Annotated in this window: 11 protein-coding genes; 6 read left to right on the top strand and 5 right to left on the bottom strand. The window is 71.4% G+C overall.

Annotated elements, in window-relative coordinates:
- Together glgB and VR44_RS17140 are read left to right on the top strand one after the other, a co-directional pair.
- Nucleotides 1–2,194 (top strand): 1,4-alpha-glucan branching enzyme (glgB, locus tag VR44_RS17145; RefSeq protein WP_045948381.1); only part of this gene is annotated, 2,194 nt, incomplete at its 5' end.
- 266 nt (nucleotides 2,195–2,460) lie between these two features.
- On the top strand, nucleotides 2,461–3,186 hold the full coding sequence (locus tag VR44_RS17140) for a helix-turn-helix domain-containing protein (protein WP_094191711.1): 726 nt from the start codon (nucleotides 2,461–2,463) through the stop codon (nucleotides 3,184–3,186).
- Nucleotides 3,187–3,329: 143 nt separating this feature from the next.
- Here VR44_RS17140 and VR44_RS17135 read toward each other — a convergent pair whose 3' ends face one another.
- Complete coding sequence (locus VR44_RS17135) at nucleotides 3,330–4,355, bottom strand: ATP-dependent 6-phosphofructokinase (protein ID WP_045948379.1); 1,026 nt, start codon at nucleotides 4,353–4,355, stop codon at nucleotides 3,330–3,332.
- 283 nt (nucleotides 4,356–4,638) lie between these two features.
- On the opposite strand from VR44_RS17135, the gene pta reads away from it, so the two are divergent.
- The 3 genes from pta to pyk all read left to right on the top strand — a co-directional run bounded on the left by pta (nucleotide 4,639) and on the right by pyk (nucleotide 9,494).
- Complete coding sequence (gene pta, locus VR44_RS17130) at nucleotides 4,639–6,729, top strand: phosphate acetyltransferase (protein WP_045948378.1); 2,091 nt, start codon at nucleotides 4,639–4,641, stop codon at nucleotides 6,727–6,729.
- 57 nt (nucleotides 6,730–6,786) lie between these two features.
- Entirely contained in the window at nucleotides 6,787–8,001 is a 1,215-nt protein-coding gene (locus tag VR44_RS17125; RefSeq protein ID WP_045948377.1) for an acetate kinase, read from the top strand.
- 62 nt (nucleotides 8,002–8,063) lie between these two features.
- Nucleotides 8,064–9,494, top strand: coding sequence for a pyruvate kinase (pyk, locus tag VR44_RS17120; protein ID WP_045948376.1), 1,431 nt, complete (start codon nucleotides 8,064–8,066; stop codon nucleotides 9,492–9,494).
- Nucleotides 9,495–9,600: 106 nt separating this feature from the next.
- Here pyk and VR44_RS17115 read toward each other — a convergent pair whose 3' ends face one another.
- From VR44_RS17115 to VR44_RS17100, 4 genes are all read right to left on the bottom strand, one after another.
- On the bottom strand, nucleotides 9,601–10,905 hold the full coding sequence (locus VR44_RS17115) for a hypothetical protein (protein WP_045948375.1): 1,305 nt from the start codon (nucleotides 10,903–10,905) through the stop codon (nucleotides 9,601–9,603).
- Entirely contained in the window at nucleotides 10,895–11,446 is a 552-nt protein-coding gene (locus VR44_RS17110; protein ID WP_045948374.1) for a DUF6114 domain-containing protein, read from the bottom strand. Before VR44_RS17110 ends, VR44_RS17115 begins: the two co-directional genes overlap by 11 nt.
- A gap of 114 nt (nucleotides 11,447–11,560) precedes the next feature.
- Nucleotides 11,561–12,205 carry a DUF6230 family protein gene (locus VR44_RS17105; protein ID WP_042810711.1) on the bottom strand — a complete coding sequence of 215 codons (645 nt, stop codon included), beginning with the start codon at nucleotides 12,203–12,205 and terminating at the stop codon, nucleotides 11,561–11,563.
- Nucleotides 12,206–12,806: 601 nt separating this feature from the next.
- On the bottom strand, nucleotides 12,807–13,787 hold the full coding sequence (locus VR44_RS17100; RefSeq protein ID WP_094191710.1) for a tetratricopeptide repeat protein: 981 nt from the start codon (nucleotides 13,785–13,787) through the stop codon (nucleotides 12,807–12,809).
- A 272-nt stretch (nucleotides 13,788–14,059) separates the two neighbouring features.
- Between VR44_RS17100 and VR44_RS17095 the strand changes: the two genes are divergently transcribed.
- Nucleotides 14,060–14,692, top strand: a complete 633-nt coding sequence (locus VR44_RS17095) for a TetR/AcrR family transcriptional regulator (RefSeq protein ID WP_045948382.1) — start codon at nucleotides 14,060–14,062, stop codon at nucleotides 14,690–14,692.
- Nucleotides 14,693–14,763 lie beyond the last annotated feature (71 nt).

The following is a 14,763-nucleotide window of genomic DNA, read 5'->3' as shown; positions in this document are numbered from 1 at the left end:
CCGTACCACCCCGCCCCACGGGGTCCGGCCGGCCCCCGCCCTGGACGCGGCGGAACGGGCCCGGCTGCTGGAGGGCCGCCACCACGACCCGCACGCACTGCTGGGCGCCCGTGCCCAGCGGGGCGGGGTGGCCTTCCGGGTGCTGCGCCCGTACGCGAAGTCGGTCACGATCGTGGCGAAGGGGCTGCGGGCCGAGCTCCTCGACGAGGGCGACGGGCTGTTCTCCGGGCTGCTGCCGCTGACCGGGGTGCCGGACTACCGGCTGCTGGTGACGTACGAGAAGGACGAGATCGAGGTCCACGACCCGTACCGGTTCCTGCCCGCCCTCGGCGAGCTGGACCTGCACCTGATCGGCGAGGGCCGGCACGAGGAGCTGTGGACGGCGCTCGGGGCGCAGGTCATGGAGCACCAGGGGGTGGCGGGCACCCGGTTCACGGTGTGGGCGCCCAACGCGCAGGGCGTACGGGTCACCGGGGACTTCTCGTACTGGGACTCGGTGGCGTACCCGATGCGCTCGCTGGGCTCGACCGGGGTGTGGGAGCTGTTCCTGCCCGGGGTGGGCGAGGGGACCCTGTACAAGTACGACATCACCCGCCCGGACGGCGGCCACACCCTGCGGGCCGATCCGATGGCCCGGTACGCGGAGGTCCCGCCGGCGAACGCCTCGGTGGTCACGGCGTCCCGGTACGAGTGGGGGGACGCGCGGTGGATGGCCGCGCGCGGGATCCGGCCGGCGCACCAGGCCCCGATGTCGGTGTACGAGCTGCACCTGGCCTCCTGGCGGCCGGGGCTGAGCTACCGCAGCCTGGCCGAGCAGCTGCCCTCGTACGTCAAGGAGCTGGGCTTCACGCACGTGGAGTTCATGCCGGTCGCCGAGCACCCCTTCGGCGGCTCCTGGGGCTACCAGGTGACCGGCTTCTACGCGCCGACCTCGCGGCTGGGCAGCCCGGACGACTTCCGGTTCCTGGTGGACTCGCTGCACCGGGCGGGGATCGGGGTGATCGTCGACTGGGTGCCCGCGCACTTCCCGCGCGACGACTGGGCCCTGGCCGAGTTCGACGGGCGGCCGCTGTACGAGCACCAGGACCCGCGCCGGGCCGCGCACCCGGACTGGGGGACGCTGGAGTTCGACTACGGGCGCAAGGAGGTCCGCAACTTCCTGGTGGCCAACGCCGTGTACTGGTGCCAGGAGTTCCACGTGGACGGGCTGCGCGTGGACGCGGTGGCCTCGATGCTGTACCTGGACTACTCGCGCGCCGAGGGCGACTGGTCGCCGAACGAGCACGGCGGCCGGGAGAACCTGGACGCGGTGGCGCTGCTCCAGGAGATGAACGCGACGGTCTACCGGCGCTGCCCGGGCGTGGTGACGATCGCGGAGGAGTCCACGGCCTGGAACGGGGTCACCCGGCCGACGGACTCGGGCGGGCTGGGCTTCGGGCTGAAGTGGAACATGGGCTGGATGCACGACACGCTGCGGTACGTGTCGAAGGAGCCGGTGCACCGCAAGTACCACCACCACGACATGACCTTCGGGATGGTGTACGCGTTCAGCGAGAACTACGTGCTGCCGATCTCGCACGACGAGGTGGTGCACGGCAAGCGGTCGCTGGTGTCGAAGATGCCGGGCGACTGGTGGCAGCAGCGGGCCACGCACCGGGCGTACCTGGGGTTCATGTGGGCCCATCCGGGCAAGCAGCTGCTGTTCATGGGGCAGGAGTTCGCGCAGGGCTCGGAGTGGTCGGAGACCTACGGGCCGGACTGGTGGGTGCTGGACTCCTCCTACCCGGCGGCCGGTGACCACCGGGGGGTGCGGGAGCTGGTGCGCGACCTGAACCGGGCGTACACGGCGGCGCCGGCGCTGTGGGAGCGGGACGCGGTGCCGGAGGGCTTCGCCTGGGTGGAGGCGGACGCCGCCGACGACAACGTGTTCGCGTTCCTGCGGTACGCGAACGACGGTTCTCCGCTGCTGTGCGTGTCGAACTTCTCCCCGGTGGTGCGGCACGGCTACCGGATCGGGGTGCCGGAGGAGGTCCCGCTGTGGCGGGAGGTCCTGAACACGGACCGGGAGGTGTACGGCGGGAGCGGCGTCCACCACGACCGCCCGCTGCGCCCCGAGCCGGTCCCGGCCCAGGGCCGCCCGAAGAGCCTGCGGATGACGCTCCCGCCGATGGCGACGGTCTGGCTCAGGCCCTGAGCTCGTGGGGCCCTCGCTACCCCCGTATGCGAGGGCCCCGATATGGATCACGTACGGCGTGGGGGTGCGGTTCACGGCGTGGGGGTGCGGTTCACGGTGTGTGGCGGGGATCACTCGGCGGTCCGGGAAGCTCCCTGAAATGGAGTGGCCTGATCCGTAGGCTGTATTTGGATCTTCCTGTCATCCGATTACCGGACAGTCGCCGGGAAAACCGCATAAAGTCATGAACTGCATAGGACTTTCCTACGAGTTATTGGCTTGTTTGAATGGTCTGTAGTCGCCACGCCTTGGCCACTTCTACCGTGTGCCGTGTGCACTCCAGCCCACCTTTCAATGCCCCCGCCGCGCGCCGCCTGCGCGCGGCCCTGGGCATGGCGCCCGGTCATGTCGCCTACGGCCTGCGGGCCCAGTACGGCCTGCTCGTCGCACCCGAGACCGTGATGGCCTGGGAGCGGGGCGAGCAGTCGCCCAGTTCCGCCGAGCTCACCGCCCTCGCCGGCGTGCTCTGGTGCTCCCCCGGGGAGCTGCTCGCCGCGCCGGTCACCCTGCGGGAGCACCGGCTGGCCCGGGGCATGGACCCCGAGGACCTGGCCCGCCGGGTCGGGGTGGAGCCGAGCGCGTACCTGAAGATGGAGGAGAGCGGGCGCTGGAAGGGCAACGAGCGCCAGTCCGCCGCCCTGGCCTCGGTCCTCAAGCTGAGCCTGGCCCAGTTCGTGGGGGTGACCGGCAGGCAGGAGGAGCTGGACGGGCTGCTGCGCAGCGCGGCGACCACCCGCTGGCAGGCGTACGTGAAGCCGCTGGCCAAGCTGCTGCCGGTGCCCAAGGCCCACCTGGAGCGGGTCCTGGGGCTGCTCCACAACGAGTACCAGCAGCGGATGGTGGCCACAGTCAGCTGGGGCGGCGGCGAGAGCTCGACCTGGACCGGCGACGCCGGGCGGGAGTACCTGGAGGCGATCTCGGAGCGGTTCTGGTCGCTGGCCGGGGGTGCGTGACGGGACGCACCCGGCACACCCGCGCCCGTACGCGACGGCCCCGGACGCCCCTCTCGCGGGAGGAGGTTCCGGGGCCCTTCGGCACGGAAAGGGGGCCGGAAGTCCCGGCGGACCGGGTACGAGGGCCGGGCACGAGGGCCGGGTCAGAAGACGGACTCGGCCTCGTACATGCGGTTCTCGGGCACCCGCTTCAGCTCGGTGACGGCCTCGGCCAGCGGGGCCATGACCACGTCGGTGCCGCGCAGGGCGGTCATGTTGCCGAACTCCCCGCGGTGCACGGCCTCGACGGCGTGCCAGCCGAAGCGGGTGGCCAGGACGCGGTCGTAGGCGGTGGGCACTCCGCCGCGCTGGACGTGGCCGAGGATGACCGGGCGGGCCTCCTTGCCGAGGCGGTGTTCCAGTTCGCCGGCCAGCCGGTTGCCGATGCCGGCGAAGCGCTCGTGGCCGTACGCGTCGATGGCGCCCTTCTCGTAAGGCATGGAGCCCTCGGCCGGGTGCGCGCCCTCGGCGACGCAGATGACGGCGAACTTCTTACCGCGCGCGAATCGTTCCTCCACCATCTTCACCAGGGCGTCCACCTCGAAGGGGCGCTCCGGCAGGCAGATGCCGTGGGCGCCGCCGGCCATGCCGGACTCCAGGGCGATCCAGCCGGCGTGGCGGCCCATGACCTCGACGACCATCACGCGCTGGTGCGATTCCGCGGTGGTCTTGAGACGGTCGATGGCCTCCGTGGCGACGGTGACGGCGGTGTCGAAGCCGAAGGTCCGGTCGGTGGCGGAGATGTCGTTGTCGATGGTCTTCGGGACGCCGACGACCGGCATCCCGGCGTCCGAGAGCATCCGCGAGGCCGTCAGGGTGCCTTCGCCGCCGATCGGGATCAGGGCGTCGAGCTGGTAGCGCCGCGCCAGTTCCGCCGCGTTCTCGGCGGCTTCGTGCAGCCGGGCGCGCTCCATGCGCGCCGAGCCGAGGATGGTGCCGCCGCGGGCCAGGATGCCGCTGACCGCGTTGATGTCGAGGGGGCGGTAGTGGCCGTCGAGGAGTCCCTTGAACCCGTCCTCGAAACCGATGACCTCGTCGCCGTGGCCGACCAGCGCGCGGTGTACGACCGACCGGATGACGGCGTTCAGGCCGGGACAGTCGCCGCCTGCGGTGAGAACTCCGATACGCATCGTCCTGTGTCTCCGTCTCCTGGTCCTGGTACCGGCCGCACCTGATGGGCCGCACCTGATGGGCGTATTGATCCCACCTGTCCGATTGTTCCATGGCGGCGGGGTGCCCCGCCCTCCGCACCACTGCGCCGGCCAGGCCTTTCGTCCCGGCCTCCCGGGCCTTTCTTCCGGCGGGCGCTTTATCCACTGACCGGGGTATTGTCAAGAGGTCGAGCCAGACCAAAACGCCAGATCAAGACCGCCAGACCAAGACCGACAGCCACAGCATGGACGGAGAGCACGCGTGACGCGCAGCGTGTATGTGACCGGGATCGAGCGGGGGGACGGCCGCCAGGTCGTCGAACTGGGGATCATGGAGCTGCTGACCCGGCAGACGGGCCGGGTCGGCGTCTACCGTCCGCTGCTGCACGACGCACCGGACCGCCTCTTCGACCTGCTCAGGGCCCGCTACCGGCTCGACCAGGACGCGTCGGCCGCGTACGGCATGGAGTACGGGGAGGCCTCGGCGGTCCTGGCCGAGAAGGGCATCGACGAGCTGGTCTCCCGCCTCGTGGACCGCTACCACCGGGTGGCCCGCGACTACGAGGTGATGCTGGTCCTCGGCACCGACTACGCCGACACCAACCTCCCCGACGAGCTGGCGCTGAACGCCCGCCTCGCCAACGAGCTGGGCGCGGTCGTCATCCCCGTCGTGGGCGGCAACAAGCAGCCCGCCGACGCCGTGGGCGCCGAGGCCCGCAGCGCCCACCGGGCCTACGAGAGCCTGGGCTGCCACGTGGTGGCGATGGTGGTCAACCGGGTGGCCGCGGCGGACCGGGACTCCATAGCCGAGCGGCTCGCCGCCCGCCTGCCCGTGCCCTGCTACGTCCTGCCGGAGGACAAGTCCCTGTCGGCGCCGACCGTCGCCCAGATCACCCGGGCCCTCGGCGGCGAGGTGCTCCTCGGCGACGACGCCGGGCTGGCGCGCGACGCCGTGGACTTCGTCTTCGGCGGTGCGATGCTGCCGAACTTCCTGGCCGCCCTGACCCCCGGCTGCCTGGTGGTCACCCCCGGGGACCGCGCCGACCTGGTCGTCGGAGCCCTGGCCGCGCACACGTCGGGCACCCCGCCGATCGCGGGCGTGCTGCTGACCCTGGGCGAGCGCCCGGGACAGGACGTCCTCGCCCTGGCCTCGAAGCTGGCGCCCGGCACCCCGGTGGTCTCGGTGGCCGGCAACAGCTTCCCGACGGCCGGCGAACTGTTCGCGCTGCAGAGCCGTTTGAACTCCGCGACCCCGCGCAAGCTGGAGACCGCCCTCGGCCTCTTCGAGCGGCACGTGGACACCGCCGAGCTGCGCGGGCTGCTGTCGGTGGCCCGCTCGGAGCGCGTCACCCCGATGATGTTCGAGCACGAGCTGCTGGAACGGGCCCGCTCCGAGCGGCGCCGCGTGGTCCTGCCCGAGGGCACCGAGGAGCGGGTGCTGCGCGCCGCGGACGTGGTGCTGCGCCGCGGGGTCTGCGACCTGACCCTGCTGGGCGAGGAGCAGGCGATCCTGAAGAAGGCCGCCGACCTGGGCGTCGACATCTCGGCCGCCCAGCTCATCGACCCGGCCACCTCCCCGATGCGGGAACGTTTCGCCGAGTACTACGCGCAGGCCCGCGCCCACAAGGGCATGACCGTCGAGCTGGCCCACGACGTGGTCACCGACGTCAACTACTTCGGCACGCTGATGGTCCAGGAGGGCCTGGCGGACGGCATGGTCTCCGGCTCGGTGCACTCCACCGCCGCGACCATCCGCCCGGCCTTCGAGATCATCAAGACCAAGCCTGAGGCCTCGATCGTCTCCTCCGTCTTCTTCATGTGCCTGGCCGACCAGGTCCTCGTGTACGGGGACTGCGCGGTCAACCCGGACCCGGACGCCGAGCAGCTGGCCGACATCGCCGTGCAGTCGGCCGCCACGGCCGCGGCCTTCGGCGTCGAACCCCGGATCGCGATGCTGTCGTACTCCACCGGCACCTCCGGCTCCGGCGCGGACGTGGAGAAGGTCCGCAAGGCCACCGAGACCGTCCGCGAGCGGCGTCCGGACCTGCTCGTCGAGGGTCCGATCCAGTACGACGCGGCCGTGGAGCCCTCGGTGGCGGCGACCAAGCTGCCGGGGTCCGACGTGGCCGGCCGGGCCAGCGTGCTGATCTTCCCGGACCTGAACACCGGCAACAACACGTACAAGGCCGTGCAGCGTTCCGCGGGCGCCGTCGCGGTCGGCCCGGTGCTCCAGGGTCTGCGCAAGCCCGTCAACGACCTCTCGCGCGGGGCGCTCGTCCAGGACATCGTCACCACGGTGGCGATCACCGCGATCCAGGCGCAGTCCCAGGGCTCGCCGTCCGCCTCCGCCTGACCCTCCCTCACCGCCCCTCCCCCGCCTCCCCGTCCACCCGAAGGAAAGACACCCGCCGTGACCGCAACGCGCGTACTCGTCCTCAACTCCGGCTCCTCGTCGGTCAAGTACCAGCTCCTCGACATGGCCGACTCCTCCCGCCTGGCCGTGGGCCTGGTGGAGCGGATCGGGGAAGAGGGCTCGCGCCTGGTGCACGAGCCGCTCGCCGGGCCGGGCGCCGCGGGCGGCAGGCGCGAGCGGACCGGCGCGATCGCGGACCACGCGCAGGCGCTGCGGGCGGTCGCCGAGGAGCTGGCCGCGGACGGCCTGGGCCTGGACTCCCCCGAACTGGCCGCCGTCGGCCACCGGGTGGTGCACGGCGGGACCCGGTTCACCGCGCCGACGGTGATCGACGACGAGGTGCTGGCGGAGATCCGCAGCCTGATCCCGCTGGCCCCGCTGCACAACCCGGCGAACGTGACCGGCATAGAGGTGGCGCGCGAGCTGCGGGCGGACCTCCCGCAGGTGGCCGTCTTCGACACGGCCTTCCACTCGACGATGCCGGAGCACGTGGCCCGGTACGCCATCGACGCGGCGACCGCCGAGAAGTACTCCATCCGGCGGTACGGCTTCCACGGCACCTCCCACGCCTACGTCTCGCGGGCGACGGCCGCGCTGCTGGGCAAGGCGGTGGAGGACGTGAACGTGATCGTGCTGCACCTGGGCAACGGGGCCTCCGCCTCGGCCGTGCGCGGCGGGGTGTGCGTGGAGACCTCGATGGGGCTGACCCCGCTGGAGGGGCTGGTCATGGGGACCCGCTCCGGTGACCTGGACCCGGCGGTGATCTTCCACCTGGCGCGGGTGGGCGGGCTGTCGGTCGACGAGATCGACTCGCTGCTCAACAAGAAGAGCGGTCTGCTGGGTCTGTGCGGCGACAACGACATGCGCGAGGTGACGCGGCGGGCGGAGGCGGGCGACGAGTCGGCGCGCCTGGCGCTGGCGGCGTACGTCCACCGGCTGAAGAAGTACATCGGCGCCTACACGGCGGTGCTGGGCCGAGTGGACGCGGTGGTGTTCACGGCGGGCGTCGGCGGGAACGCCGCGGTGGTCCGCGAGGCGGCGGTGTCCGGGCTGGAGGAGCTGGGGCTCGCGCTGGACCTGGAGGCGAACGCGGTGCGCTCCCCGGAGCCGCGGCTGATCTCGACCGACTACGCGCGCGTGGCGGTGGCCGTGGTCCCGACGGATGAGGAGCTGGAGATCGCCACCCAGGCGTACGCGCTGGTTACCCAGTAGTCACTTGGACTTTCCACCAGACGGAATATTCCGCTACGAAACAAACGGATAGGATCCGCTTCATGCGCCGTTCCAAAATCGTCTGCACGCTGGGCCCCGCCGTCGACTCGCTTGAGCAGCTGAAAGCACTCATCGAGGCAGGTATGAACGTGGCCCGATTCAACTTCAGCCACGGTTCCCAGGCAGAACACCAGGAGCGGTACGACCGCGTCCGGAGGGCTTGCGAGGAGACCGGGCGCGCGGTCGGCGTACTCGCCGACCTCCAGGGTCCGAAGATCCGTCTGGAGACCTTCGCCGAGGGCCCCGTCGAGCTGGTGCGCGGTGACGAGTTCACCATCACCACCGAGGACGTCCCGGGCGACAAGTCCATCTGCGGCACCACCTACAAGGGCCTCCCGGGCGACGTCGCCAAGGGTGACCAGGTCCTGATCAACGACGGCAACGTCGAGCTGCGGGTGACCGAGGTCGAGGGCCCGCGGGTCAAGACCATCGTCATCGAGGGCGGTGTCATCTCGGACCACAAGGGCATCAACCTGCCGGGTGCCGCCGTGAACGTCCCCGCCCTGTCGGAGAAGGACGTCGACGACCTGCGCTTCGCCCTCCGCATGGGCTGCGACATGGTCGCCCTGTCCTTCGTCCGCGACGCCAACGACGTCAAGGACGTCCACCGCGTCATGGACGAGGAAGGCCGCCGGGTCCCCGTCATCGCCAAGGTGGAGAAGCCGCAGGCCGTCGAGAACATGGAGGCCGTGGTCGCGGCCTTCGACGCGGTCATGGTGGCCCGCGGCGACCTGGCCGTCGAGTACCCGCTCGAAAAGGTCCCGATGGTCCAGAAGCGGCTCATCGAGATGTGCCGCCGCAACGCCAAGCCGGTCATCGTCGCCACCCAGATGATGGAGTCGATGATCACCAACTCCCGCCCGACCCGCGCCGAGGCCTCCGACGTCGCCAACGCCATCCTCGACGGCGCCGACGCGGTCATGCTCTCCGCCGAGTCCTCGGTGGGCGCCTACCCGATCGAGACCGTCAAGACGATGTCGAAGATCGTCGCGGCGGCCGAGGAGGAGCTCCTCTCCAAGGGCCTCCAGCCGCTGGTCCCGGGCAAGAAGCCGCGTACCCAGGGCGGCTCCGTCGCCCGCGCGGCCTGCGAGATCGCCGACTTCCTCGACGGCAAGGCCCTGGTCGCCTTCACCCAGTCCGGCGACACCGCCCGCCGCCTGTCCCGCTACCGCGCCCAGCAGCCGATCCTGGCGTTCACCACGGACGTGAACACCCGCAACCAGCTCACCCTGAGCTGGGGCGTGGAGTCGGCCATCGTCCCGCACGCCGACAGCACGGACGCCATGGTCGAGCTGGTCGACGCCGAGGTGCTGAAGCTCCAGCGCTTCAACACCGGCGACACGATGATCATCACGGCCGGCTCGCCCCCCGGCGTCCCCGGCACCACCAACATGGTCCGCGTCCACCACCTCGGTGGCACCGGCCGCGACTGAGGCCCCCGGGCCGCCCGACTCTGCCGCACAGAGACCGAGGGCGGCACCCCGGTCCCGTAACAGGGACCCGGGGTGCCGCCCTCGGTGTTTTCCGCTTGCCGGGAGGCTAGCCCTCCGGCGGGCCGATGTAGTTGTGCAGGCCGGGGACGGTGAGGTTGCCGCCGAACTGGCCGGCCTGGACGACCTTGACGTGCGTGAAGAACGCGAAGGGGACGTTCAGGGGCGGCGGGCTGTTCGGGGTGAACTCGATCGGGATGAGCCCGAAGAGGTTGCCCTTGAGGCTCTCCGTGTACATCGTGACCTTGCCGTCGCGGATCTTGGACGTGGAGCCCGGGCGCGACTTCAGGTGGGCGACGTTCCCCGTCTTCCCGACGGTCTGGTACAGGTCCTTGATGTCCAGCGAGTCCGCCGTGAACTTCAGGACCTTCTTGGTCTTCCCGCTCGCCGTCTTCACCTCCACGATGCCCTCGTAGTCGAGGCCGTAGAGGGTCAGCAGGGAGCTGTCCAGGTACCAGGGCTCGTCGGGCAGGAGCGGGATGCCCTGCTCCAGCTTCGCGTCGGCCAGGGCCTTGGCGTCGAAGGTGGGGCAGGGGAAGGGCTGCTTGCCGTCCGGGTCCACGGTGGCGGAGGGGGAGGGCGAGGCGCCGTCCGTCCCGTCCTCGTCGGCCGCCGTCTTGCCCGACTCGTCCTTGGGGGTCTTGACGGTGTCCTTGACGTCCTGCGGCAGCTCCTCGACCGTGGCGCCGGCCTTCTTCGCGGCGTCACGGATGGCGTCGGCCGTCGGGTCGGCGGCCGGGGCCTTCGGAGTGCCGGACGTGCTGGGGGCGGGCGCCGGGGCGGCCGGCTTCTGCGCGCCCTGGAGGGGCTTGCCGAGACCGTCCACGAGGCCCTTGAGGGCGTCGCCGACACCCAGCGGATCGAGCGGGTTCGTCGTCTTCGTGGCCGAGGGGGACGGGGAGGCGCTCGCGGACGGCGTGGCCGCCGGGGTCTCCTGCTTCCGCTCCTTCGGGGCCTCGGGCTGCTTCGCCGACGGGGTCGCCGCCGGGCTCACACCCGGCTTCGGGGCCTGGCTGGCACCCGGCGAGGGGCTCGCACCCGGCGACGCACCGGGCGAGGGCGTCGCCGACGGGGAACCGGACGGGGACGGCGAGGCCGAAGCGGAGGGCTCGTCGGAGCGCGTCACGCAGGGACCGGGCGCGAAGGGGATGTCCTTGTCGTCCGCCAGCGCCATCTTGGGCGCCATGCCCATCCCGACGAGCACGGCCGTCGGCATCGCCGCCAGCGCCATCGTCTTGCCGACGGGTATCTGGAGCTTGTTCAGCAACGACTTCCTGGGCGCCGCGTGGCGGCCCTTTCTCTCACGGGACTCTGCGCCGGGGGCCACGCCCCGCTGCGTCTCGTCACCCCGCACTGTTCCTCCCGCCATCGGCGTGGGCAGTCTTCTCGGTCAGGTACGGCGTTTCCGTCCCGCGGGGACCCGGGATGCCGTGGAACGGGTCCACCGGCGCCCCTTCGGCCGCTTCGGCCTGCTCGGGCTCCTCCTCCACCGGGACGCCCGGCGCCCAGGCCAGCGCGAGGCAGCCGCCGACCATGGAGGTGAGGAAGCCGATGAAGAAGCCGCCCAGGTTGGACAGCGGGATCGACACGAGGGCGAGCAGGATCGCGGCGACGCCCGCGAAGACGCGGATGCCCTTCTGGAACCACAGGGCCAGGCCCAGCGTGATCAGCAGGATGCCGATGATCAGCGACCCGGAGCCGGTCGTCGTCGCCATCGCGAGGGTGACGTTGCCCAGCCGGATGTCCGCGAACGGGAAGTAGACGATCGGGACGCCGCCGAGGAGCGTGAACAGGCCGGCCCAGAAGGGGCGCTCTCCCCGCCAGGCACGGAAGCGGTAGTACACGACGGTGAGCCAGTGATCGTCTGCGGCGTGAACCGGGGCCTGGGGGTTCATGGACAACAGCTCCCTGGAAACGGTGGTACGGAGAACTCTGTGGAGCCCGGACGGGCGGGCACCGGCGGCTGCCGCCGCCCGCCCGTCCGGTCAGTCACACGTCCGGGACGAGGCTTACTTCTCGTCCTGGTAGCACGGCTGGTTGCCGCTGAGCAGGCGCAGCTTGAGGTCGGGCAGCGTGAAGGTACCCGCCGTCGTCGCCCACGCCTTCTGGCGCACGTTCGTCAGCGTCGCCTTCTTGGCGCGCTGCGAGAACAGGCCGCCGTCCGCCACCGTGCCGGGGACCGGCTTGGTGACGTGGCTGCCGTCGCCCACCGCGACACCGATGTCGAGCTGGTCGAACTTGGCGTCCGCGTCCAGCTCGGCGACGTCGAGGTAGATGTTCTCGGCGACGGCCGGCTTGCCCTTGTTGCCGGTGTGCAGCTGGAGCGTGATGGCGCCGAGGCCCGGCACCGGCGTGACCAGCGACTGGCACATGTTGGTGATCTCGGCACGGCTGAAGCCGGAGATCGTCACCGGGTGCTTGCTGATGTCCTTGCTGCCGAGGGTCGCACCCTCGGCAACGCTGCCGTACTGGATCAGGTTGTCACCGACGAGCTGGTCGGCCGACACCTTGAAGTCCTGGCCGGAAACGCTGAACGAGGCCGCGAGGGCACCCTGCGCCAGACCCACACCGACCGCGGCCGTGGCCGCGATGGACGGCACCATGACGAGCGCGAAGCGCTTCCATCTGGTCCCGCCACGAACCTGAGAACTCATTTCGTTCCTCCTTCTCGGACGTACATCTCCGGTCCGGAACAGAGCCCGGCCTGGGATGGGAGAAGTGCTACGTCCTCGGGAAGGAGCGCAGGCGGCCGAGCCGCGGCGCAGCCGCGTCCGATACACCGGCGATCACCCCCGAGCGACAACCACTGGGCCACGCGTTCGCGCAACCTGGAGGACAGGCCCTGCCGGTGTGGCAGAGACCCCCCTGTCCACGGCCGGTGTGCGTGCCACCGGCCCGCCCGGTGGGGACCCTCCGCCGCGGCCGCCGGGTGAGCGGCTCTACGGGAAGGACCGAGCGTCGCCGATCGTGGTCCATTCCAGGCCGGGGCACAAGGGGGGTCGTTACTCGCGGGTAACGGCTGGGTAACCGGAGGGCCGCCGTACGACACACAGCGGCCACACAGGGTGTCACCCTGGGCCACGACAGAAGGGGTGAAGAAGGAACCAACCGGACAGTTCACGGGGTTCGATTTACTCCGAGTAACAGCGGCCGCGATTGCCAAGTTTTGGCAAAGCGCGGCCGCTGTTTATCTCCGTGTCAACAAATCGCCGGTCACCCGACGCCATACCGCTCCAGCCGGAGCCGGGCGGGGCTCTAGAAGAGCACGCGCGCCAGCGCCGTGCGGGCCGCCGTCACCCGCGGGTCGTCGGCGCCGATCACCTCGAACAGCTCCAGCAGCCTTACCCGTACGGAGTCCCGCTCGTCACCCGCCGTCACCCGCACGGTGTCCACCAGGCGGGAGAAGGCGTCCGCCACGTGACCGCCGGCCAGGTCCAGGTCGGCCGCGGCCATCTGGGCGGCCGGGTCGCGCGGGTTCTCGGCCGCGGCCGTGCGCACGGCCTGCGGGTCCATGTGCTGCACCCGGGAGAGCAGCTCGGCCTGGGCCAGGCCCAGCTTGGCCTCGCTGTTGGCCGGGTCGTCCGCGAGCACGTTCTTGTACGCCTGCACGGCGCCGCCCAGGTCGCCCGCGTCCAGCGCGACGACCGCCGCCTCCAGCAGCGCGTCGTACGGGCCGGCCGGCACGGGGGCCGGGGCCGCCGGGGCGCCCGAGGCGTCGGGGTCGACCTGGAGGCCGAGGATGCCGAAGCGCTCCTCGGCGACCTGGACCAGCTGGGCCAGGGTCTCGCGGATCTGCTGCTCGGGGGCCACGCCCTGGAACAGCGGCAGCACCTGGCCGGCGACCACGGCGAACACGGCCGGGATGCCCTGGATGCCGAACTGCTGCATCAGCATCTGGTTGGCGTCCACGTCGATCTTCGCCAGGACGAAGCGGCCGTTCGCCTCGACGGCCAGCCGCTCCAGGAGCGGGCCGAGCTGCTTGCACGGCTCGCACCACTCGGCCCAGAAGTCGAGGACGACCGGGACCTCGTTGGACAGCTGGAGGACGGCGCTTTCGAACCCGGCCTCGTCGACGTCGATGACGAGCGCGGACGGGGGTACGGCGCCACCGGGCGCGCCGCCGCCCTGACGGGCCGCCTCCGCCCGGGCCTGCTCGGCCTTCGCCTTGGCTTCGCCGGCCGCCTTCACCGCGGCGAGGTCGACGACGCCGCTCATGGACATGTTTCTGGGCTGCATGCGTACATCCTCCCCCGTATGCGCGCGCCGACGAAAAGGATCCCGGAAGATCCCGCGTGAAACGCCGTGTCCGGCGTTTCCGCGTGGTGCTGCTGTTCCTGCCGTACCGCTGTGACGCCGGGTCCCCACCTGGCGCCGGTAGCTCTTCGCGTGGTTGTCGCTCTTACGCTACGAGCCGTAGCGTAACTCCCCCGGGCGCCGTCCGCCCCGTGATCTGAACCACAGCTCCAGGGCCCCCGACGGTTCCGCTACTGGCGGGTATGGTCTCGGCCATGCGCAACCCCTGCTCCCGCAGCACCCCCCAGCCCGGCCGCACCGGCCGCCCCCGCAGCGCGGCTGCGGACGCGGCGATCCTGGCGGCGACGCGGGACGCGCTGGTGGAGCTGGGCTGGTCGAAGCTGACGATGGGGGACGTCTCGGCCCGCGCCGGGGTCGCGAAGACCACCCTGTACCGGCGCTGGGCGGGGAAGAACGAGCTGGTCGTGGACGCGGTGGCGGAGCTCTTCGACGCGCTCGAACTGCCCGACCGGGGATCGCTGGAAGCCGACATCGAGTACGTGGTCCTGCAGTTCGCGGCGCTGCTGCGGCGCCCGGAGGCCCGTACGGCCCTGATGGCGGTGGTCGCCGAGTCCACCCGGGACGAGGCGCTGCGGGACCGGATCCGGTCGGCGATCGTGGACCGGCAGAAACGTCTCGTCGTACTGGGGCGCGAACGGGCGCAGGCCCGCGGGGAGCTCCCGTACGAGGAGGACCAGTCCCTGGCCGGGCACACCACGGACCTGATCTTCGACGTGATCGCGGGCACGGTGGTGCACCGCGCGCTGGTCAGCTCCGAGCCGGTGGACGAGGGCTGGGTGGCCGCCTTCACCGCGCTGCTGATGCACGGCCTCACCGCCCGCGCCTGAGGGGGTGGGGGGAGCCGGAGGGCCGGCCGCGGGCGCCCCGTGGGGAACGCCGCGGCCGGCCCTTTCGTGCC

The sequence above is a fragment of the Streptomyces katrae genome (genome assembly GCF_000966975.1).
In the GTDB taxonomy this organism is placed as follows: Bacteria; Actinomycetota; Actinomycetes; order Streptomycetales; family Streptomycetaceae; genus Streptomyces; species Streptomyces katrae.
Note: the sequence above shows the minus strand (reverse complement) of the source record. Positions and strands in the feature narration are given on the sequence as shown.

What these genes read in the sequence shown, in the direction of transcription:
- VR44_RS17135 (WP_045948379.1), bottom strand. Translation starts at nt 4,355, where the DNA reads ATGCGTATCGGAGTTCTCACCGCAGGCGGCGACTGTCCCGGCCTGAAC.
- VR44_RS17100 (WP_094191710.1), bottom strand. Translation starts at nt 13,787, where the DNA reads ATGCAGCCCAGAAACATGTCCATGAGCGGCGTCGTCGACCTCGCCGCG.
- VR44_RS17105 (WP_042810711.1), bottom strand. Translation starts at nt 12,205, where the DNA reads ATGAGTTCTCAGGTTCGTGGCGGGACCAGATGGAAGCGCTTCGCGCTC.
- VR44_RS17110 (WP_045948374.1), bottom strand. Translation starts at nt 11,446, where the DNA reads ATGAACCCCCAGGCCCCGGTTCACGCCGCAGACGATCACTGGCTCACC.
- VR44_RS17095 (WP_045948382.1), top strand. Translation starts at nt 14,060, where the DNA reads ATGCGCAACCCCTGCTCCCGCAGCACCCCCCAGCCCGGCCGCACCGGC.
- VR44_RS17140 (WP_094191711.1), top strand. Translation starts at nt 2,461, where the DNA reads ATGGTCTGTAGTCGCCACGCCTTGGCCACTTCTACCGTGTGCCGTGTG.
- pyk (WP_045948376.1), top strand. Translation starts at nt 8,064, where the DNA reads ATGCGCCGTTCCAAAATCGTCTGCACGCTGGGCCCCGCCGTCGACTCG.